The organism is Pedococcus sp. P2_A3 (assembly GCF_056405035.1).
Window position 1 is genome coordinate 1 of sequence record NZ_JBFUCW010000001.1, and the last position, 20,120, is coordinate 20,120.

15 protein-coding genes and 1 pseudogene are annotated in these 20,120 nt (G+C 72.3%); 6 read left to right on the plus strand and 10 right to left on the minus strand.

What is annotated here, in order from left to right:
• Positions 1-118: 118 nt before the first annotated feature.
• Together AC1DX8_RS00005 and AC1DX8_RS00010 are read right to left on the minus strand one after the other, a co-directional pair.
• Positions 119-1,768, minus strand: coding sequence for an RNA polymerase sigma factor (locus AC1DX8_RS00005; RefSeq protein WP_477627866.1), 1,650 nt, complete (start codon positions 1,766-1,768; stop codon positions 119-121).
• Positions 1,765-2,304 carry a hypothetical protein gene (locus AC1DX8_RS00010; RefSeq protein ID WP_477627867.1) on the minus strand — a complete coding sequence of 180 codons (540 nt, stop codon included), beginning with the start codon at positions 2,302-2,304 and terminating at the stop codon, positions 1,765-1,767. The genes AC1DX8_RS00005 and AC1DX8_RS00010 overlap by 4 nt, the downstream gene beginning before the upstream one ends.
• 371 nt (positions 2,305-2,675) lie before the next feature.
• On the opposite strand from AC1DX8_RS00010, the gene AC1DX8_RS00015 reads away from it, so the two are divergent.
• The 3 genes from AC1DX8_RS00015 (at position 2,676) to AC1DX8_RS00025 (ending at position 5,738) form a co-directional block, all read left to right on the plus strand.
• On the plus strand, positions 2,676-4,019 hold the full coding sequence (locus AC1DX8_RS00015) for an Ig-like domain-containing protein (protein WP_477627868.1): 1,344 nt from the start codon (positions 2,676-2,678) through the stop codon (positions 4,017-4,019).
• A gap of 143 nt (positions 4,020-4,162) precedes the next feature.
• Positions 4,163-4,699, plus strand: coding sequence for a hypothetical protein (locus AC1DX8_RS00020; protein ID WP_477627869.1), 537 nt, complete (start codon positions 4,163-4,165; stop codon positions 4,697-4,699).
• Positions 4,700-4,724: 25 nt separating this feature from the next.
• Positions 4,725-5,738, plus strand: a complete 1,014-nt coding sequence (locus AC1DX8_RS00025; protein WP_477627870.1) for an NAD(P)H-binding protein — start codon at positions 4,725-4,727, stop codon at positions 5,736-5,738.
• A gap of 136 nt (positions 5,739-5,874) precedes the next feature.
• On the opposite strand, the gene AC1DX8_RS00030 is transcribed toward AC1DX8_RS00025, so the two are convergent.
• Complete coding sequence (locus tag AC1DX8_RS00030; protein WP_477627871.1) at positions 5,875-6,342, minus strand: SRPBCC family protein; 468 nt, start codon at positions 6,340-6,342, stop codon at positions 5,875-5,877.
• A gap of 65 nt (positions 6,343-6,407) precedes the next feature.
• Here AC1DX8_RS00030 and AC1DX8_RS00035 point away from each other — a divergent pair, with 65 nt between their 5' ends.
• Both AC1DX8_RS00035 and AC1DX8_RS00040 read left to right on the plus strand, forming a co-directional pair.
• On the plus strand, positions 6,408-7,649 hold the full coding sequence (locus AC1DX8_RS00035) for an FAD-binding protein (protein ID WP_477627872.1): 1,242 nt from the start codon (positions 6,408-6,410) through the stop codon (positions 7,647-7,649).
• A 57-nt stretch (positions 7,650-7,706) separates the two neighbouring features.
• Positions 7,707-8,342 carry a TetR/AcrR family transcriptional regulator gene (locus tag AC1DX8_RS00040; RefSeq protein WP_477627873.1) on the plus strand — a complete coding sequence of 212 codons (636 nt, stop codon included), beginning with the start codon at positions 7,707-7,709 and terminating at the stop codon, positions 8,340-8,342.
• Here AC1DX8_RS00040 and AC1DX8_RS00045 read toward each other — a convergent pair.
• The 7 genes and pseudogenes from AC1DX8_RS00045 to paaA all read right to left on the minus strand — a co-directional run bounded on the left by AC1DX8_RS00045 (position 8,330) and on the right by paaA (position 14,295).
• Positions 8,330-9,190, minus strand: a complete 861-nt coding sequence (locus tag AC1DX8_RS00045; RefSeq protein ID WP_477627874.1) for a 3-hydroxyacyl-CoA dehydrogenase family protein — start codon at positions 9,188-9,190, stop codon at positions 8,330-8,332. The genes AC1DX8_RS00040 and AC1DX8_RS00045 overlap by 13 nt on opposite strands.
• Positions 9,191-9,227: 37 nt before the next feature.
• Positions 9,228-10,406, minus strand: coding sequence for a thiolase family protein (locus AC1DX8_RS00050; protein WP_477627875.1), 1,179 nt, complete (start codon positions 10,404-10,406; stop codon positions 9,228-9,230).
• Positions 10,407-10,432: 26 nt separating this feature from the next.
• Positions 10,433-11,533 carry a 1,2-phenylacetyl-CoA epoxidase subunit PaaE gene (gene paaE / locus AC1DX8_RS00055; RefSeq protein ID WP_477627876.1) on the minus strand — a complete coding sequence of 367 codons (1,101 nt, stop codon included), beginning with the start codon at positions 11,531-11,533 and terminating at the stop codon, positions 10,433-10,435.
• 3 nt (positions 11,534-11,536) lie between these two features.
• Positions 11,537-12,190, minus strand: a complete 654-nt coding sequence (gene paaD, locus AC1DX8_RS00060) for a 1,2-phenylacetyl-CoA epoxidase subunit PaaD (RefSeq protein WP_477628216.1) — start codon at positions 12,188-12,190, stop codon at positions 11,537-11,539.
• A pseudogene (gene paaC / locus AC1DX8_RS00065) lies at positions 12,081-13,016 on the minus strand (1,2-phenylacetyl-CoA epoxidase subunit PaaC); the annotation flags it as partial. The pseudogene paaC and the gene paaD, both read right to left, overlap by 110 nt.
• A gap of 11 nt (positions 13,017-13,027) precedes the next feature.
• Positions 13,028-13,330: a 1,2-phenylacetyl-CoA epoxidase subunit PaaB gene (gene paaB, locus AC1DX8_RS00070; RefSeq protein ID WP_477627877.1), complete on the minus strand. Its 303-nt coding sequence runs from the start codon at positions 13,328-13,330 to the stop codon at positions 13,028-13,030.
• Positions 13,327-14,295, minus strand: coding sequence for a 1,2-phenylacetyl-CoA epoxidase subunit PaaA (paaA, locus tag AC1DX8_RS00075; RefSeq protein WP_477627878.1), 969 nt, complete (start codon positions 14,293-14,295; stop codon positions 13,327-13,329). The genes paaB and paaA overlap by 4 nt, the downstream gene beginning before the upstream one ends.
• 269 nt (positions 14,296-14,564) lie before the next feature.
• On the opposite strand from paaA, the gene AC1DX8_RS00080 reads away from it, so the two are divergent.
• On the plus strand, positions 14,565-20,090 hold the full coding sequence (locus AC1DX8_RS00080; protein ID WP_477627879.1) for an ATP-binding protein: 5,526 nt from the start codon (positions 14,565-14,567) through the stop codon (positions 20,088-20,090).
• The last annotated feature ends 30 nt before the right edge of the window (positions 20,091-20,120 follow it).

Here is a 20,120-nt window from a genome sequence, read left to right on the forward strand (position 1 = left end):
CGCCTGACCTGCGGAAGCGCAGGTCAGGCGCCTTCGTGATGTCCTCCCGCTCTCGTCACGAGGGTCGGGTGGTCTCGGCGGTCTCGGCGGTCTCGGCGGTCCTCGGGGTCAAAGGCGGTCACGGCGGCCAGGTGGCGGACGCCGCGGCGCTGCCGTAACCGCCGTTCTGGTAGGTCGTGCCCACCTCGGCGGTGACCCGGCCGGAGGCCCCCGCAGCCCAGCTGGTGACGATCGTGCCCGCCCAACGCCCGGTGGTGGAGCGCGCCACGCAGGTGATGACCCCGCCGCGCTGCTCGCACGAGCTCCAGTCGCCGGACGCGCTGCGGAGCGTGACCCCGGTCGGCACCCGAAGGACGAGCTGCACGGCCCCGGTGGTGCCCTGGGACTGCGCCTCCACGGAGATGGCCGTCGCGGCCGGGCTGCCGGAGATCGCCATGCCGACGCGCAGGGGTGTCGCGGCCACGGTGGTCGTCGGCGTGGCAGGTGGGGTCGTCGGTTTATCCCGCGAGGGAGCGGGAGTCGTGGGGTCGGGGGTCGGCGTGGGGCTCGGCGGGCTCGCCGTCGGCGTGGGCCGCGTGGTGCGGGCCGAGGTCGATGTCGCGGTGGTGGGTGTCGCGGTGGTGGGTGTCGCGGTCTTGGGGGTTGTGGTGGGGGTCGGGACGGATGGCGCCGGCGGCGTGGAGGTCGGGACCGCGTGCGCCGCGGGTGGGCTGGGCGGCACGTCGTCGCGCGGGATCAGCAGCGCCGCCGACACGGCAGCCGCCGCGCCCACGGCTGTGGCGGCGATCTTCCCGGCGGTCAGCTTGGCAACGAGGGGCGAGGTGGCGGACGAGCCCGTGCCTCCGGCGGCGGCGGGAGCGGCCCCACCACCGGCCGTGCCAGATGCACCCGCGGTGCCGGTCGCGCCTCCGGCGCCGCTGGTGCCTCCGGTGCCGGTCGCGCCTCCCACGCCGCTCGCGCCTGCGGTGCCGGTCGCGCTTGCCGCCCCCGCAAGGGCGGGGGACAGGAATGCGGGAGAGGTCAGCAGCACGGCGGGCAGCAACATCGATCCCAGCTGCTGCTCCACCCGTTGCAGCTCGGCCAGGCGACCGGGACACGTGGGGCAGGTCAGCAGGTGCTCGGCAAGGTCGTCCGGAGGGGAGGACCCCTCGACGGCGACCATCGGCAGGCGGCGCACAAAGGGTTCGCAGCCCGGCTCGACGCCGTTGGTGCTCAGGTGGACCTGGAGGTAGGCCTGGCGCAGTCCGCGGCGAGCGCGCTTGGCGAGGGCTGCGACGGCGTTGGGCGTGATGCCCAGGTCCTCGCCGATCTCGATGTTGCGATCGTGGTCGACGGCGGTGCGCCACAGGATGATCTGCCAGCGGCGGGGCAGCGCCGCGAACGCCTGCCGCATCATCGAGATCTCGGTCTGGCGCGACATCGGGTCGGCGAGGGCGCGGGTGCCGTCCTCGAAGACCGAGACGTCGTCACTGAGGACCTCGGACGACGAGGCCCGTCGGGAGCGGGTGACGGCAAGGTTGCGCACGGAGGTCAGCAGGTAGGCCCGCACCGACCCGGTCGGGCCGCCCCCGGACGCGAAGGCACCCAACATGTTCGCGAAGGCGTCGGAGGCCAGCTCCTCCGCGTCGCGGGGCTGCCGGGCCGTCCTGCGTGCCGCCGACAGGGCGGCGGGGAAGTGCCGCACCCACAGCTCGACGACGGCATCCTGGGATCCGTCACGGGCCCTCTCGACGAGGTCGAGGTCGCTGGCCAGCGGGTCAGCCGTCACCGGGCCACCCGGCCGAGCAGGTGTCGGTAGCGAGGCGGGCGCCCGCGCCGAGTCCAGCCGTCGCCCGGACCGGTCGCGCAGGCCGCCGCAGCACCCGCGAGGGAACCGGCCGCGATCCGTGGTCGCCGCCGGATGGTGCGCTCCGCCGCCGAGGCCACCGTGGTCACCAACGCGAGGACCTGCGCCAACGGCCGCACCTCGTGACCGGCACGAGGGGGCTCACCGTCGAACAGGAGGTCGGGGTCGTCGGTCCCGATCGGGGTGTGCAGCGCGGCCACGTGGAAGGTGAGCTCACCCCTGCCGCCCTGGTCGCGGTCGACCTGGTACTCGACATCAGCGGCACACAACGCGCCGATCGCCGTCCGGTACGGGCCGGAGAAGGTCGCCCACCCGGTGCGGGTGTCGAGGGTCACGACGACGTGGGGGCGCTCGACCTCCTCCGCCTCGACGCCGAACGACCAGCGGTGGAGCGCGCTCGCCGCGTCGCGGTCCGGGTGGTCCTGGCGTTCCGGAAAGTCGCTGCCTGTCGGAGTCATCCGAGGTCGCCTTTCGGTCGGTGGTCGACTGCACGCGGGTCGACTGGACGAGGGCGGCACGCCTTCACGTGGAGGACGTGGGGCGGCACCTTTGGTGACGCAGTCCTCCCGAGTGAGGGCCTCGGCGACGAGGGGCGACCCCGGCACCAAGGCCCTCACAGCCCCCTCATCTCGTCCCCGACCCTGAGACGATGTGTCGGCCGTTCCGTGACGCGTGGTCCGTCCGGGTTCGGTCGTGGACCGCGAGCAGCCCGCGACGGGGCAGGTGCCCCGGGGCCCCCGCGTCACACCCGCAGGGCCCCCGCGTCTCCGTCATGAGGGGCTGTTCACGGCTGCCCCGGACGCAGACGAACTTTCTTGGGGTGGGGAACATGACGAACGCTGACGTTGGACACGAGGGACCGGGGACCACGCTCATCCGGCTGCCGGGGGGTGGCCGGTGGCTCGCGGCGCTGGCGGCCTGCGTGGTGGTGGCCTGCGCGACGCTGCTCGGTGCCGGGGCAGCGCGGGCCGACACCATCGAGGGCGCCATCACGTCGGTCTCGACGACCGCGACGACCACGGCACAGTGGGATCGGGTGGACCTCGCCTGCACCTGGGCCGTCCCCGACGGGTCCCAGCCCGGTGACACCTTCAGCCTCCAGCTCCCGCCGCAGCTCAGGTGGTTCGGCTCGACCGACTTCGACCTCACCGGCCCTGACGGCCAGGCGGTGGCGCACGCGCACGCCGGTGCCAGTGGCGCCGTGGTGTTCACCCTGACGGACTACGTGCTCACGCACCCCGTCGACGTCCACGGCACGTGTCACTTCTCGACCCAGTACGTCGCCCAGACCACCGACGAGACGGTCCACCTCGAGTTCGAGGTCGGCGACGAGGTGATCCGGGTCGACCTCGAGACCTCCGGACCCTGCACGCAGGGCTGTGCCATCGACCGCACCGGCCCGCACAAATACATGTGGTGGCACGACGCCGGGCAGACCACGACCCAGTCGGTGATCCTCGCCCCGGCCACGACCGCTCAGCTCAGCGACGTCACCATCACCGACACGCCCAGTGCGGGTCTGGCGCTCGACTGCAGCACGCTCGAGGCGACGATCGGCACGGTCCTCGACGCCGCCGGGTACGTCACGGCTCCTCGCGACGACGCGCGGTACGTGCTCAAGACCTCGTGCACGACCCAGGGCCTCACCGTCACGTGGTCTGATGTCCCCGCCGGGGAGTATGCCGAGGTGCGGGTCCGCGCGGCCGTGGTCGACTCCTCGCTCGTGACCTTCGGCAACGACGGCTCCGTCGTCGTCGACGGGCGTTCCACCCCCGTCCACGACGAGGTCCGGCACAGCGACGCCGGCGGGGACGGGGAGGGCACGGCCTCCCCGACGACCTCGTCCACCTCGTCCAGCTCCAGCACGACGAGCTCCACCACCTCGTCCACCACCTCCCCGTCGACGAGCCCCTCGTCCACCGCGCCCAGCACGACGGCCACGGGGTCGGGGACGATCACGTCTCCGGCCACGACCGACAGTTCGGTGGTCTCCACGCGGGGCGGCGCCGCCGCAGGAGCGCTGGCCATGACGGAGGACGAGGCACTGGCCTTCACCGGCCTCGACGCCGTGCGGCTCGCCGTCGTCGCGGCGGGGCTGCTGGGCTCGGGGGTCCTGCTCACCGGACTCGCCCGGCTCGCAGGGGTGGGTCCTCGTCGTGGCCGCCGTCACTGACGACGGGCCGCCTGCCGACCTGGCCACGACGCGGTCCGCGTCACCGCGCGCCCGCGGCGGAGTCCTAGATGGCGGGCGCTGAGTCGCGCTCCAAGGTTCCGGGTGCCCGACCCGGCCCCGTCACCAGGAGGAGTCCACCCCCCATGGACGCACGCACCACAGCGGCCGCACCCCAGGCCGCGCCCGCACCCACGACGACAGCCGGGTCGACCGCTGGGCGCACCGGCCAGGGCCGGGGCACCGGACGCTCCACGCCCACGACAGCCGGGTCGACCGCTGGGCGCCCCGGCCAGGGCCGAGGGACCGAGCGACTGGTGCTGGCGATCGGCGAGATCTCGGCGAGCTACCGCACGGTGCTGACCCCGTCGGGCAGTGCGCCCGTCAACGACGTGACGTGGACGATCCGCGAGGACCTCCCAGCTCGGGGGCGGGTGTGGCGGCGCGGGTCGTCGGGAGACGCCTCGACCTCGCTGGTGGTCCTCACCGTGACCGTGACCGGTCCCGGCTGGCAGCACGTCGAGAAGATCGGTCCGGCCACCGCCGAGGAGGCAGTCGCGGTCCGGGCCAGGGTCACCCAGGCGCGCATGCTCGCACTGCGGTCCGTGGTGTGGTCACCGGCCACCACCGTGCAGCTCCCCCCGGCCGAGGCGCAGGAAGGGCTCGCCGCACCCGCGAGGTAGGTTCGACCCCACGTGGGCGCCGCCGGTGGCCACGGCCGAACCCCGGGAGTCGTTGGTGCGAGTCGTCGTCATGGGCGCGGGTGGCTACGTCGGCAGCCGCCTGGTCCCGGCCCTGCTCGACGCCGGCCACCAGGTCACCGCCACCTTCACCAGCGCCACCTCCGCCCACCGGTTCTGGTGGGCCGACCAGGTGGACGGCGTCGAGGTGGACGTGCTCGACCGCCCCACCGTGCGCGCGGCCTTCTCCGGCGCGGAGGCGCTCTACTACCTCGTCCACGGACTGGGCGGGGAGGACTTCGCGACCAACGACCGCCAGGGCGCGTACAACGCGGCGCACGCCGCCGTGCGCGCTGGCCTGGAGCGCATCGTCTACCTCGGCGGGCTGGTCCCCGACGTAGCCGACGACGACCTGTCACCCCACCTGCGCTCACGGCTGGAGGTCGAGCAGGTGCTCACCGACTCCGGCATCCCCACCGTGGCCCTGCGCGCGGCGATGGTCGTCGGGAGCGGCTCGACGTCGTTCGAGATCATGCGCCAGATGAGTGAGCGCCTCCCGGTGCAGGTGCTGCCGCGGTGGATGGACAGCCAGGTCGAGCCGGTCGCGGTCACCGACGTGGTCACCGCACTGCTCGGGGCCCTGACCGCCCCCGCCGTGAGTCGCCACTTCGACCTCGGCAGCGGTGAGCGGATGCCGTATGCCGCGTTGCTGCGGCTCTACGCCGACCGGGCGGGGTTGCGCCGCGTGCAGGTGAGCGTCCCCGGCCTGCCGACCGCCCTCGTGTCGCGGCTCGCCCCCGTGCTCACCCGCGCACCGGCGTCCACGGTGCAGTCGCTGGTCGAGAGCCTGCACCACGACATGGTCTGCGGCCGCCAGGACTTCCTCGTCGAGCTGATGCCGGCCGGCCATGCCCTGACCTCGGTCGCCGATGCTGTCGACCGAGCGCTCGCGGTCCCGGACGACGCCCTGCCGGATGCCGAGCGCGACATCATCGGACCGTTGCGCTCCGACGCGGCCTGGACCGGATCACTGTCCGCCTGACCGGCTCCCCGGCCGCGGTCTGGCGGCCCATCACCCGGTGCGACCGCGCGTGATGGCCACTGCGCGTGATGGCCACTGCGCGTGATGGTCACCGCGCGGGAGGGCCACCTCGCTGGAGGGCCACCTCGCTGGAGGGTCAGCGCGCGCGACGGGTCAGCTCTCGCTCGAGGTTGCGCGCGAACCCCACTCCCATGGCCGCGATGACCGCCTGCATGGAGGCCTGGACGGCAGGCCGGGCCAGCTTGGGGAACGGCAGGTCGACGTCGACCCCGAGCTCGATCTTCAGCCGGGTACCTGCGCCGCTGTCGGCCAGCTGGTAGACGCCCGCCACCCCCGCGCGCTCGTCGCCCTGGGGCGCATGCGTGTAGACGATCCGCTCCTTGGGGGTGAACTCCATCTGCTCGGTGAACGACAGCCCGACGCTCTTGCCGAGCACCTCGATGGGCGCGAGCTTCCAGAGCCAGGTGCTGCCGTGGTCCTCGATCGACCGCACCATCGGGGTCAGCCCGGCCACCAGCTTGGCGTGGCTCAGCACCTCCCAGACGGCGTCACGGGAATGGGGCACGACTGCAATCGAGCGCTTGGTTGCCGAGAAGACCGTCATGCCACGAGTCTCGTCCATCGACGCGCTGCCCGCGCGCCGCCCCCCGACTCGACAGACTGGTGGGCATGGACGAGCGGAACTGGGCCGGCAACCACACCTACGCTGCCCGAGCGCTGGTGCGCCCCGGCACGCTGGACGAGCTCCAGGAGGTGGTCGCGCGGTCAGAACGCGTTCGCGCCCTCGGGTCTCGCCACTCCTTCACGGCGATCTCCGACTCCGAAGGCGTGCTCGTGTCGCTCGCGGGGCTACCCGACGTGGGTGTCGTCGAGGTCGACGACGCGGCCGGCACGGCCACGGTCGCTGCCGGCGCGGCATACGGGGCGGTGGCGGTCGAGCTCGAACGCCGCGGTTGGGCCTTGGGCGCCCTCGCCTCGCTCCCACACATCAGCGTGGCCGGCGCGGTCGCCACGGGCACCCACGGCTCGGGTGACTCGACGGGTTCGCTGGCGTCGGCGGTCGCGGGGCTCGAGCTCGTCGGCACCGACGGCGAGGTGCGTTCGGTGCGACGCGGCGACGCGGCGTTCGACGGCAGCGTCGTCGCCCTGGGCGCCCTGGGCATCGTCACCCGGGTGACCCTCGACGTCGAGCCCACCTACTCGGTGCGGCAGGACGTCTTCACGGGGCTGTCGTGGGCGGCCCTCGAGCGGCAGCTCGACGCCATCACCTCGTCCGCTTACAGCACCAGCCTGTTCACGAGGTTCGACGCGGCCGGCATCCGCCAGGCCTGGTTCAAGAGCCGGCTGGCCGAGGCGCCGGTGGAGACCTTCGGTGCAGTGCCCGCGACGGGCCCGGTGCACATGCTCGACGACGCGCCCACCGAGGCGGTGACCGACCAGTCGGGCGTCCCCGGGCCGTGGCTCGACCGGCTCCCGCACTTCCGGATGGAGTTCACGCCGAGCCGCGGCGCAGAGCTGCAGAGCGAGTACCTCGTGCCCCGGGCCTCCGCAGGGGCGGCGATCTCGGCGCTGCGCCGGCTCGCCACCGTCATGGCACCTCTCCTGCAGGTTGCCGAGATCCGCACCGTGGCTCGCGACTCGTTGTGGCTCAGCAGCTCCTACGACACCGACGTCGTCGGCTTCCACTTCACGTGGCTGCTGGACGAGCCGGCCGTGTATGCCGTGCTGCCGGCCATCGAGGCAGCCCTCCTGCCGTTGGGCGCACGACCGCACTGGGGGAAGTGCTTCGTCGCCGGGGCCGCCGAGCTCGCCCCGCTGTACCCCAGGTGGGACGAGTTCCGTCGGTTGCGGGACCAGCAGGACCCGGGGCGCAAGTTCGGCAATGCCTTCCTCGACGCCGTCCTCAGCTGATACGACCTCGGCTGACACGACCGTGGCGGGAGCTGCGGCTGTGAGAGTCTGGCGGTCGTGAGCGAACCAGCACCGACGACGCCGGGGTCACCGCGGCGTGGGCGTCCCGGCTACGACCAGGAGACGGTGCTGCGCCGGGCGATCGAGCTGTTCAACGAGCAGGGATACGACGGCACCAGCATGGGCGACCTCGCGCGTGAGCTCGGCTTCACCAAGTCGGCGATCTACCACCACGTCCCGAGCAAGACCCACCTGCTGTCACTCGCCCTCGACGAGGCCCTGGACGGGCTGACCCAGGTGATCGAGGAGGCGAGCACCGATGTGGCCGGCCGCTCGGCATACGAACGGCTGCGGCAGGCCGTGCACCGCAGCGTCGAGGTGCTCGTGGAGCACCAGCCTGCCGTGACCCTGCTGCTGCGGGTGCGGGGCAACAGCGAGGTCGAGCTATCCGCGCTGCGGCGACGCCGTGAGATCGACGCACGACTCGCGGCCCTGGTGAAGGAGGCGATCGACGAGGGCTCGCTGCGCACCGACGTGCCGCCGGCGCTGGTGAGCCGGTTGCTCTTCGGCATGGTCAACTCGCTCGTCGAGTGGCACCGCGCCGGGGGTGGCGTCGACGGCACCCAGCTCTCCGAGGCGATCACGACGATCGCGTTCGACGGGCTGGCGCTCGGCCGGAGTCACCAGTCGTAGAACCCGCGCCCGCTCTTGCGGCCCAGCTCCCCGGCAGCCACCTTGTCGCGCAGCAGCCGCGGTGGCGCGAACCGTGGCCCGAGCTCACGCGCCAGGTGCTCGGCGATGGCGAGGCGCACGTCGAGGCCCACGATGTCGGTGGTCCGCAAGGGGCCGACCGGGTGCCGGTAGCCGAGCGTCATGGCGGTGTCGATGTCCTCCGCGGACGCGACGCCCTCCTCCACCATCCGGATCGCTTCGAGGGCGATGGCCACGCCGAGCCGGCTGCTCGCGAAGCCGGGTGAGTCCCTGACCGTGATGGCCGTCTTGCCCAGCGCTGCGACCCAGCCGCGGGCCTCCTCGACGAGTGCGGACGCGGTCTGGCTGCCGACGACGACCTCGACCAGGTCACTGGCCGGCACGGGGTTGAAGAAGTGCAGCCCGATGAAGCGCTCTGGCGCCTTCAGCCCTGAGGCGATGGCGTCGATCGACAGCGAGCTGGTGTTCGTCGCCAGCACCGCGTGGGGCGCAGACTGCTCGAGGCGCTGGAAGACCCCCCGCTTGAGCTCGAGGTCCTCCGGGACGGCCTCGATCGCCAGCCCCACGTCGCCGAGGTCGAGGTCAGGTCCGTCGCTGACCGTGAACCGGCGAAGGAGGTCGTCCAGGTCTTCGGTCAAGGTGCCCTTGTCCACCCCCTTGCGCAGGCTGACTGCCACGCGGTCGACGGAGGCTTGGGCAGCGGCGCCGTCACTCTCGATGACCTGGACCCGGGACCCGGCCGCCACGAAGGCGTGTGCGATGCCTGCGCCCATCCGTCCTCCTCCGAAGACGACGACCCGCTGGGGCAGTGTGACGGTGGGCTCGGGCATCGGTGCTCCGTTCAGGAAGACTGAAAAGCGTTGGGGTTCAAGGGCGTTCGAGCAGGAGGGCACTGCCCTGACCGACCCCGACGCACATCGTCGCGAGCCCACGCCGTGCGTCGGCCCGCTCGAGCCGGCCAAGCAGCGTGACGACGATGCGGGTGCCGGAGGCCCCGAGCGGGTGGCCCAGGGCGATGGCCCCGCCGTCCGCGTTGACCAGGTCGGGGTCGAGCCCCAGGTCGCGCATGCAGGCGATCGACTGCGAGGCGAACGCCTCGTTGAGCTCGACGGCCTCGAGGTCGTCGACCGTCCACCCGGCCCGCGCCAGGGCCTTGCGGGTGGCGGGCACCGGCCCGATGCCCATGATCTCGGGAGCCACTCCGGCGCTGGCGGCGGCGACGACGCGGGCCCGCGGCGTGAGGCCGTGCTCGGCGATGAACCGCTCACTGGCCACCACGACAGCCGCGGCGCCGTCGTTGAGGGCGCTCGAGTTGCCGGCCGTGACCAGTCCGTCGGGGCCGTGGAGGGGGCGCAGGGCGGCCAGGCGCTCGAGGCTGGTGTCGGCCCGGGGCCCTTCGTCGACGGCGAACACACCGTCGCGGAGCGGGACCGCGACTGTCTCGGCCTCGAACCGCCCGTTCTTGATCGCGTCGAGGGCGCGTTCGTGGGATCGCAGCGCGAAGGCGTCCAGCTCCTCGCGCGTCAGGTTCCATTGCTGCGCAACGCGTTCCGCGGTCTGCGGCATGGTCAGGGTCGTCTCGGCGTCGAAGCGTGGGTTCGCGAACCGCCACCCGATCGAGGTGTCGAACGTCGCGCCCGGTCGGGCGAACGCCTTGCTCGGCTTCTCCATGACCCACGGGGCCCGCGTCATCGACTCGACCCCACCGGCGACCACGACGTCGGCGTCACCCGCTGCGATCATCTGCCGGGCGGTGGCGATGGCGGTCAGGCCCGAGGCGCAGAGCCGGTTCACGGTGAAGCCGGGCACCGACTGGGGGAGTCCGGCGAGCAGCACAGCCATGCGGGCGACGTTGCGGTTGTCCTCTCCCGCCTGGTTGGCCGCGCCCAGCACCACCTCGTCGACGAGCTCTGGGTCGACACCCGACCGAGTCACCGCCTCGCGCACGACGAGGGCCGCGAGGTCGTCGGGTCGCACGGAAGCCAGCCCACCGGCATACCGACCGATCGGGGTCCGGACGCCGTCGACGATGAAGGCCTCGGTCACGCTCTGCTCCTTGGTCGGGGTGATGGTCAGGCGTCGAAGTCGACGGTCACGGTGTCGCTGACGGGGTAAGACTGACAGGTGAGCACGAAGCCCTGCTCCACCTCGCCCTTCTCCAGTGCGTAGTTGCGTCGCATGTCGACCTCGCCCTCGCGCACCAGGGCGCGGCAGGTGCCGCAGACCCCGCCCTTGCAGGCGAACGGCAGGTCGGTCCGGGTCGCCTGCGCGGCGTCGAGGATCGACTGGCCGCGCGGCATGGGTGCGGTGGAGCTGGAGCCGTCGAGCACGACCGTGACGTCGCTGGTCTCGCCCTCGACCACGGCGTCGGCGCGGTGCAGCTCGGGCGGCGGCTCGTCGACGTAGAAGAGCTCGAAGTGAATGCGGTCCTCGGCGACGCCGACCTCAGCGAGCACCTCGCGGGCCGCGCCGATCATCGCGTACGGCCCACACAGCCACACGTCGTCGACGTCCTGCACCGGCACGAGGAGGTCGAGCAGCCGACGCAGCCGGTCGGCGTCGATCCGGCCGGAGAACAGCTCGACGTCGCGGGGTTCGCGCGACAGCACGTGGATCAGCTGCAGCCGCGACCCGTGGCGGTTCTTGAGGTCGGCCAGCTCCTCGGCGAACATCACCGACCCCGTGGTGCGGTTGCCGTAGATGAGGGTCACCTCGGCCTCGGGGTTGGTGAGCATCGTGGTGGCGATGGACAGCATCGGCGTGATGCCCGAGCCGGCCGCGATGCACAGGTGCCGTCCGCCGGTCGCGGGATCGGCGCGGAAGCTGCCCGACGGCGTCTGCACCTCGATCTCCGTGCCCGGGGTGACCTCGTGCACCAGCCAGTGCGAGAAGAGCCCGTCCGGGATCTCGCGCACCCCGATGCGCGGTCGCTCGCCGACGGCGGCACAGATCGAGTACGTGCGGCGGTGCTCCTGGCCGTCGATCCGCCGACGGAGCGTCAGTGACTGCCCCGCAGCGAAGTCGTATGCCGCGGCGAGCTCGGCGGGCACGTCGAAGCTCACCGCGACGGCGTCGTCGGTGAGCTGCTCGACCGAGTGGACGGTGAGCGTGTGGAAGACGGGGGCGGTGCGGCTCTTCTTCGGAAGCAGCAGCCAGCCGGTGGAGGTGGACACGACCTAGATCTCCTTGACGTGCTCGAACGGCTCGAGACAGTCCTCGCAGCGGTACAGCGCCTTGCAGGCAGTGGGGCCGAACTCCGACGTGAGCTCGACCTGGCCGGAGCCACACCGCGGGCAGTGCAGCTCACGCCGCGTGGGCAGCAACGACAGCGCCACGGGGCCCGACCTGGCAGGGACCCGACCCGGGGCGGAGAGGCCGTGCTCGGCCAGGGCGGCGCGCCCGTGCTCGGTGATCCAGTCGCTCGACCAGGCGGGGGACAGCGACACCCGCACCGTGGCGTCGAGCCCGACCTCCCCCAAGGCGCGCACGAGGTCGTCCCTCATGGTGGCCATGGCGGGGCAGCCCGTGTAGGTGGGGGTGATGGCGACGATGACCCTGCCGGTGTCGGAGACCTCGACCTCGCGGAGCACCCCGAGGTCGTCGAGGGTGAGCATCGGCATCTCCGGGTCGCGCACCGACCGCGCCGCCGCCAGGGCCAGCTCGCGCAGGTCGCCCCCCTCCGTCCCGCAACCTGGGCGCCCCAGGGGGCAGGGCCTCGGTGTGCATGCCGTCACGTCCCTGTCGTCCCTGCACCGCGGCCATGGGCGCCACCTGGGGCTGCTCCACGCCGCTGAGCGCGAACACCTGGGCGAGGACGACCGCGACCGCATCGGCGACCGTCGCGGGGTCGACCCCGACCCCCGCCTCGGCGCCCCGGGCCTCGACCTCGTGCGTGACGAACTGCTCGGCCTGGAGGGGCCACACCTTCATCAGGGCGGCGTCGACGCGTCGCCGCGACTCCTCGCTCCCGCGGGCCAGGGTGAGGAACCAGCGGCCGGCGTAGTCACGGTGGTAGGTCAGCTCCTTCACACCCTTGGCGGCCACCGCCGACAGCACGTGGTCACGGCTGTCGACGAGGCGCTCGAAGATCGCGATGCGGGCGCTCGAGAAGAGCAGCAGCTTGACGATGGTCACCGCGAAGTCGCCGTTGTCGAGCTCGACCAGCCGCACGTTGCGGAACTGTCCGTCGTCGCGGAAGAACGCCAGCGCGTCCTCGGCGGGCACCGGCGAGCCCTGGGGGAGGGGCGGCACCAGGCTGGGGTCTGCCGCGGCAGCTCGCGCGAGCAGCAGCCGGGCCTGCCCCAACAGGTCGAGCGCGATGTTGGACAGCGCGATGTCGTCCTCGAGGTCGGGCGCCCGGCTGGTCCACTCCGAGAGCCGCTGCGACGCCACGAGGGCGTCGTCGGCCAGCATCAGGCAGTAGGTGCCGAGGTCGGTCGCATCGACGCCGTCCGGGATCGTCGTGTCGACCCCGGCCAGTGGGTCCTCGAAGTCGGTGCCGAAGGCCCAGTGCGACGGGTCGCCGCCGAGCAGGCCGTCGTAGACGGAGCCGTGGGCGTCGTTGGGGTCAGGGGCCGGGTGGGACGGCTGGTGGACGACGTCGTCGGCCACCGACTGGATCGCGTCCAGCCCGTTGGGCTGCGGTGATTCAGGCATGGGTCAGCAGCTCACATGTGGGGGACGTTGTCGGGGATCTCGTAGAACGTGGGGTGCCGGTAGACCTTGTCCCCGCTCGGGGCGAAGAGCGGGTCCTTCTCGTCGGGACTCGACGCGGCGATGTCGGTCGACTGCACCACCCAGATGCTGACGCCCTCGTTGCGGCGGGTGTAGACGTCGCGGGCGTGCCGCAGGGCCATCTCGTCGTCGGCGGCGTGCAGCGAACCCACGTGCACGTGGTTGAGCCCGCGCTTGCCGCGGACGAAGACCTCGTACAACGGCCACTCGGCGCGCACGCGCTCGTCGGCGCTCATGCCGGTGCCTGCGCTGCGGCGGTGGTCGCGAACGCCGTCGCGGCCTCGCGCACCCACGCGCCGTCCTCGTGCGCCGCCCGCCGGTGCGCGATGCGCTGGGTGTTGCACGGTCCGTTGCCCTTCACGACCTGCATGAACTCGTCCCAGTCGGGCTGCCCGAAGTCGTACGCCTGACGCTCCTCGTTCCACCGCAGGTCGGGGTCGGGGAAGGTCACGCCGAGCGCCTCGGCCTGCGGCACGGACATGTCGACGAACCGCTGGCGCAGGTCGTCGTTGGTGTTGCGCTTGATGCCCCAGGCCATCGACTGCGCGGAGTTGGGCGACTCGTCGTCGGGCGGCCCGAACATCATCAGGGCCGGCCACCAGAACCGGTTGACCGACTCCTGCACCATGGCGCGCTGCTCGTCGGTGCCGCGCATCATCGTCATGAGCAGCTCGTAGCCCTGACGCTGGTGGAAGGACTCCTCCTTGCAGATGCGGATCATCGCGCGACCGTAGGGGCCGAACGAGGTGCGGCAGAGCGGCACCTGGTTGCAGATCGCGGCGCCGTCGACGAGCCAGCCGATGGTGCCCACGTCGGCGTAGGACAACGTGGGGTAGTTGAAGATCGAGGAGTACTTCTGACGACCCTCGATGAGCAGCTCGGTGAGCTGGCCGCGGCTGACGCCGAGGGTCTCGCAGGCGGAGTAGAGGTAGAGCCCGTGACCCGCCTCGTCCTGGACCTTGGCCAGCAGGATCGCCTTGCGGCGCAGCGAGGGGGCCCGGCCGATCCAGTTGCCCTCGGGCTGCATGCCGATGATCTCGGAGTGGGCGTGCTGGGCCACCTGACGCACCAGCGTCTTGCGGTAGCCCTCGGGCATCCAGTCACGCGGCTCGATCCGGTCGTTCCGGGCGATCGTGGCCTCGAACCCGGCGAGCAGGTCGGCCTCGTCCGTCCCCGACGGGGCGGTGGTGGTGTCCGTCATGCAACCCTCCGCAGTGAGGCGATTAACTGACCGAACGGTCTGTAATAGTGTCTCAGGAGCCTTCCGGCTTTGGCAACCACGGTATGCCGCGTGCCCACTGGCCGCACTCCTGGCCACTGGTGCCCCATCGCCGCCCCGGAACTCACCGCCGGTGCGCCACCGCTGGCCAGAAGTGGAAGAACGCGAGGCCGCATTACTCGCGAGTCACCCGTGATCGGTGGCAGGCTCGGCAGCGATCCGCTGTCCGCCGTCGCTGGGAGGCCCACCCGATGTTCTCGCGCATCGCCATCGTCAACCGCGGCGAGGCCGCCATGCGGCTCATCCACGCGGTGCGCGACCTCAACGCCCAGGCCGGCGCCGACGGGCACCGCATCGAGACCATCGCGCTGCACACCGAGGGCGAGAAGCGGGCCATGTTCGTCCGCGAGGCCGACCACGCCTACAACTTGGGACCGGCGGCCAACCGTCCCTACCTCGACTACGCCGTGCTCGAGAAGGCGCTGCGCGAGACCGGTGCGGATGCCGCCTGGGTCGGGTGGGGCTTCGTGGCCGAGGACCCGAACTTCGCCGAGGTCTGCGGCCGGATCGGCGTCACCTTCATCGGCCCCAGCCCCGAGGCGATGCGCAAGCTGGGCGACAAGATCGGGTCGAAGATCATCGCCGAGGAGGTCGGGGTCCCGGTCGCACCGTGGAGCGGCGGGGGCGTCGACACGCTCGAGGACGCGACGGCCGCGGCCGCGCGGATCGGCTACCCGTTGATGCTGAAGGCGACCGCCGGCGGTGGTGGCCGCGGCATCCGCATGGTCGCCAGCGACGCCGACCTGGCCGACGCCTACGAGCGCACCCGCGACGAGGCCCAGCGCGCCTTCGGCTCCGGAGTGGTCTTCCTCGAGCGGCTCGTGACCGGCGCCCGCCACGTCGAGGTGCAGGTCATCGCCGACGGCCAGGGCACCGCGTGGGCCATCGGCGTGCGCGACTGCTCCATCCAGCGCCGTAACCAGAAGGTCATCGAGGAGTCCGCCTCGCCCGTCCTCGCACCGGAGCAGGTGGCCGAGGTCAAGGCCAGCGCCGAGCGCCTCGCCGTCGCCGTCGGGTATGCCGGTGCGGGCACCGTCGAGTTCCTCTACCACCCGGGCGAGAAGTTCTTCGCGTTCCTGGAGGTCAACACCCGCCTCCAGGTGGAGCACCCGATCACCGAGGTCACGACCGACACCGACCTGGTCAAGCTGCAGATCCACGTGGCGGGCGGCGGTCGCCTCGAAGGCGAGCGGCCGACGGAGGAAGGGCACGCGGTCGAGGCGCGGCTCAACGCCGAGGACCCGGACCGCGACTTCGCGCCGTCCCCGGGACGCATCACCCTCCTCAACCTGCCCTCGGGCCCCGGGATCCGGGTCGACACCGGGGTCGGCGAAGGCGACTCGATCCCCGCCGACTTCGACTCGATGATCGCCAAGATCATCGCCGTGGGCCGCGACCGCGACGAGGCCCTGGCCCGCCTGCGCCGTGCGATGGGTGAGACCACCGTCGTCATCGAGGGAGGCGCCACCAACAAGAGCTTCATCCTCGACCTGCTGGACCAGCCCGAGGTCATCGACGGCAGCGCCGACACGGGGTGGATCGACCGGGTCCGCGCCGAGGGGCGACTCGTCTCGCACCGGCACTCCGGTGTCGCGCTGGTGGCGGCCGGCATCGAGGGCTACGAGGACGAGGAAGCCGTCGAGCGCACGCGTCTCCTCGAGACCTCGCGCGGAGGTCGACCGCAGGTGCAGCACCGCACGGGGCGCGCCATCGACCTCAAGCTGCGCGGCACGGCATACAAGGTGACGGTGTGGCGCATCGGGCCCCACAAGTTCCGCGTCGCGATCGCCGCAGGCGGCACCGAGCAGACCGTCGACGCCGACCTCGACCGCCTCGACGAGTACACCAGCCGGATCACCATCGCCGGCCGCACCCACCGCCTCATCACGGCCACCCACGGCCCGGTCCAGCTGGTCGAGGTCGACGGCGTGACCCACCGGGTCAGCCGCGATGAGGGTGGCGTGCTGCGCTCGCCCGCGCCGGCGCTCGTCGTCGCCACGCCCGTGCCGCTCGGCGCCGAGGTCGCGGCCGGGGCGCCCGTCCTCGTCCTCGAGTCGATGAAGATGGAGACGGTGCTCCCCGCGCCCTTCGCGGGTCGGGTCAAGGAGCTGTTGGTCTCCGCGGGGAGCCAGGTCGAGACCGGCACGCCGCTGGTGCGGCTCGAGCCGGTGGGAGACGGCGAGGAGGCCGCCGCAGCGGACGCCGACGACGAGCCCATCGACCTCGACCTCCCCGACGGCGTCGGCTCCGGCCACGGCACCGCCGCCACGGCCGACCAGGCTCGCGACGCGCTCGCGGCCATGCTGCTGGGCTACGACCTCGACCAGCGGGACGAGGGCAGCACCCTCACGAGCTACCTGGCGGCCCGCGACGAGCTGACCGCGCAGGGCAGTTCGCAGATCCGGGTGGAGGTCGACCTCCTCGAGGTGTTCGCCGACCTCGCCGAGCTGAGCCGCAACCGGCCGGCGGGTGAGGAGGCGCACGTCGAGCACCGGGTGCACAGCCCGCGCGAGCACTTCCACACCTACCTCCAGAGCCTCGACCCCGACCGCGGCGCGCTGCCGGAGCAGTTCCGCAGCAAGCTCGGCAACGTCCTGCGCCACTACGGGCTCGACAGCCTCGACCGCACCGCCGAGCTCGAGCAGGCGGTGTTCCGGGTGTTCCTGTCGCAGCAGCGCTCCGCGCCCGACGTCGCGCTGGCCACGTCACTGCTCCAGCGCTGGATGGTCGAGCCGTGCCCCCAGCCGCCGCTCGACGCCGCGGCCCGCGAGGTGCTCGACCGCCTCGTGGTGGCCACGCAGCTGCGCTTCCCCGTCGTCGGCGACCTGGCGCGCAGCGTCCGCTTCCGGTGGTTCGACCAGCCCCTGGTCGACGCCGACCGGGCCAGCGTCCTCGGGGGCGTGAGCGACGAGCTCACCGCGCTGGAGGGTATGCCGGGCGGCGAGGAGCGCGCCCGCCGCATCGACGCCCTGGCCGCCATCCCCGAGCAGATCGTGCAGTTCCTCGCCGACCGGCTCGAGGCCGGCGTCCCGCACCGCGAGCCGATGCTCGCCGTCCTCATCAAGCGGCACTACCGCGACCACGACCTCACCGGCCTGCGCGAGCTCGCGGTCGGCGACCGCCCCTTCGCGGTGGCCGGTTACACCCTCGACGGTCGGGCCACCCACCTGGTGACCAGCATCGGTCGGGTCGACGAGCTGGTGCCCGGGAGCGACCTCGAGCAGGCCGTCACGGCCCAGCTCGCGGAGGCTGCCGAGGGGGCCGATGGCGTCGTCGACCTCTACCTGTCGTGGCCGGACGAGCCGGCGTCACCCGAGGACGCCTCCGACCGCCTGGCCGAGCTCCTCGCGGGTATGCCGTTCGCGCACCACCTGCGGCGCGTGGCCATCGCGGTCTGTCCCGGAGGCGGACGACCGGTGGGCTACTTCACCTTCCGTCCGGACGGCTCGGGGAGCATGGTCGAGGACCGGCTGGTCCGCGGGGTGCACCCGATGGTCGGGCGCCGGCTCAACCTCTGGCGGCTGCGCGACTTCGAGGTCACCCGGCTCGAGGCCCCCGACGACGTCCTGCTCTACCTCTGCACCGCTCCGGGCAACGAGGCCGACCAGCGCCTCGTGGCGCTGGCCCAGGTGCGCCAGCTCGTCGTCGTGCGCGACGAGCAGGGCCGGGTCACCGCCCTGCCGCATGCTGAGCGCGCCATCGCCAACTGCCTCGAAGCGATCCGGCGCGCCCGCGCTGCCCGCGGGGCGGCCGGGGCCCGGCTCGACATGAACCACGTCTGGGTGCACATCTGGCCCCCGATCGAGGCCGACCTCGACCAGCTCACGGCCCTGCAGGCCAAGATCGCGCCGCTGACCGCAGGCGCAGGCATCGAGGAGGTGCTCGTCCAGGGTCGGATCGCCACCCCTGACGGTGCCAGCGCCCCCCTGGCTGCGCGCTTCCACTTCCAGCCGGGCTCCGGCGTCGTCACATCGGTGCAGGAGCCGCCCACGACGCGCCTGGCGCCCCTCGACGACTACGCGCAGAAGGTCGTGCGTGCTCGGCGTCGCGGCGTCGTCTACCCCTACGAGCTGCAGGCCATGATCGCGGGTCCGGGTGGCACGGCCACCGAGTACGACCTCGACGACACGGGCGTCCTCGTCCCGGTCGACCGTCCGTACGGGCTGAACAAGGCCGGCATCATCGCCGGGGTCATCACGACCCCCACCGAGCGCTATCCGGAGGGCATGACACGGGTGCTGCTCTGCGGTGACCCGCTCAAGGCCTTGGGCGCGGTGTCCGAGGCCGAGTGCGCGCGGGTCATGGCCGCGCTCGACCTCGCCGAGCAGATGCGGGTGCCGGTCGAGTGGTTCGCCCTGTCAGCCGGCGCCCGGATCTCCATGGACTCCGGCACCGAGAACATGGACTGGGTCGCGAAGGCCCTCAAGCGGATCATCGAGTTCACCCAGGCCGGGGGTGAGATCAACATCGTGGTCGCGGGGATCAACGTCGGCGCCCAGCCCTACTGGAACGCCGAGGCGACGATGCTCATGCACACCAAGGGAATCCTCGTCATGACTCCGGACAGTGCGATGGTGCTGACCGGCAAGCAGTCGCTCGACTTCTCCGGTGGGGTGTCCGCCGAGGACAACTTCGGGATCGGTGGCTACGACCGCGTGATGGGGCCGAACGGCCAGGCGCAGTACTGGGCGCCCGACCTCGCCGGTGCCCGCGACGTGCTGATGGCGCACTACGACCACACCTACGTCCACCCGGGCGAGCCCGGACCACGACGGGCGGTGACCACCGACGCCGCCGACCGCGACGTCACGGCATACCCCCACGTCATGCCGGACTCCGGGTTCACGACGGTCGGTGACATCTTCTCCTCGGCCACGAACCCGGATCGCAAGAAGGCGTTCGACATCCGCATCCTCATGGCGGCACTCGCCGACCAGGACCACCCCACCCTCGAGCGCTGGGCCGGCATGGCCGACGCCGAGACCGCGGTCGTCCAGGACGCCCACCTCGGCGGCATCCCGGTCTGCCTCCTCGGCATCGAGTCGAAGACCGTCGCCCGTCGGGGGTTCCCGCCCACCGACGGCCCGGACACCTACACGGCAGGGACCCTGTTCCCGCGGTCGTCGAAGAAGGCCGCCCGCGCGATCAACGCCTCGAGCGGCAACCGCCCGCTGGTGGTGCTGGCCAACCTGTCCGGGTTCGACGGGTCGCCCGAGTCGATGCGCAGCCTGCAGCTCGAGTACGGCGCCGAGATCGGCAGGGCCATCGTCAACTTCGAGGGTCCGATCGTCTTCTGCGTCGTCAGTCGCTACCACGGTGGGGCGTTCGTCGTGTTCTCCAAGGCGCTCAACCCGGAGATGACCGTCCTGGCCGTCGAGGGCTCGTTCGCCTCGGTGATCGGTGGTGCGCCCGCAGCCGCGGTCGTGTTCTCGCGCGACGTCGACGCCCGGACCGCTGCTGACCCCAGGGTCAAGGAGGTCGAGACCCGCCTGGGTGAGGCCTCCGGCGCCGAGCGTGCCCTCATCGCGACCGAGCTGGCCGACCTGCGCACCGCCGTCCGGAGCGAGAAGCTCGGCGAGGTCGCGTCGGAGTTCGACAGCGTGCACAGCATCCACCGAGCCGTCAGCGTCGGTTCGGTCGACGCCGTCATCGACCCCCACGAGCTGCGGCCCCGCATCATCGCCGCGATCGAGGCCGGTCTGGCGCGCAGGAGCTGACCGGACGGGCCGCACCAGCGACCCAGCGCG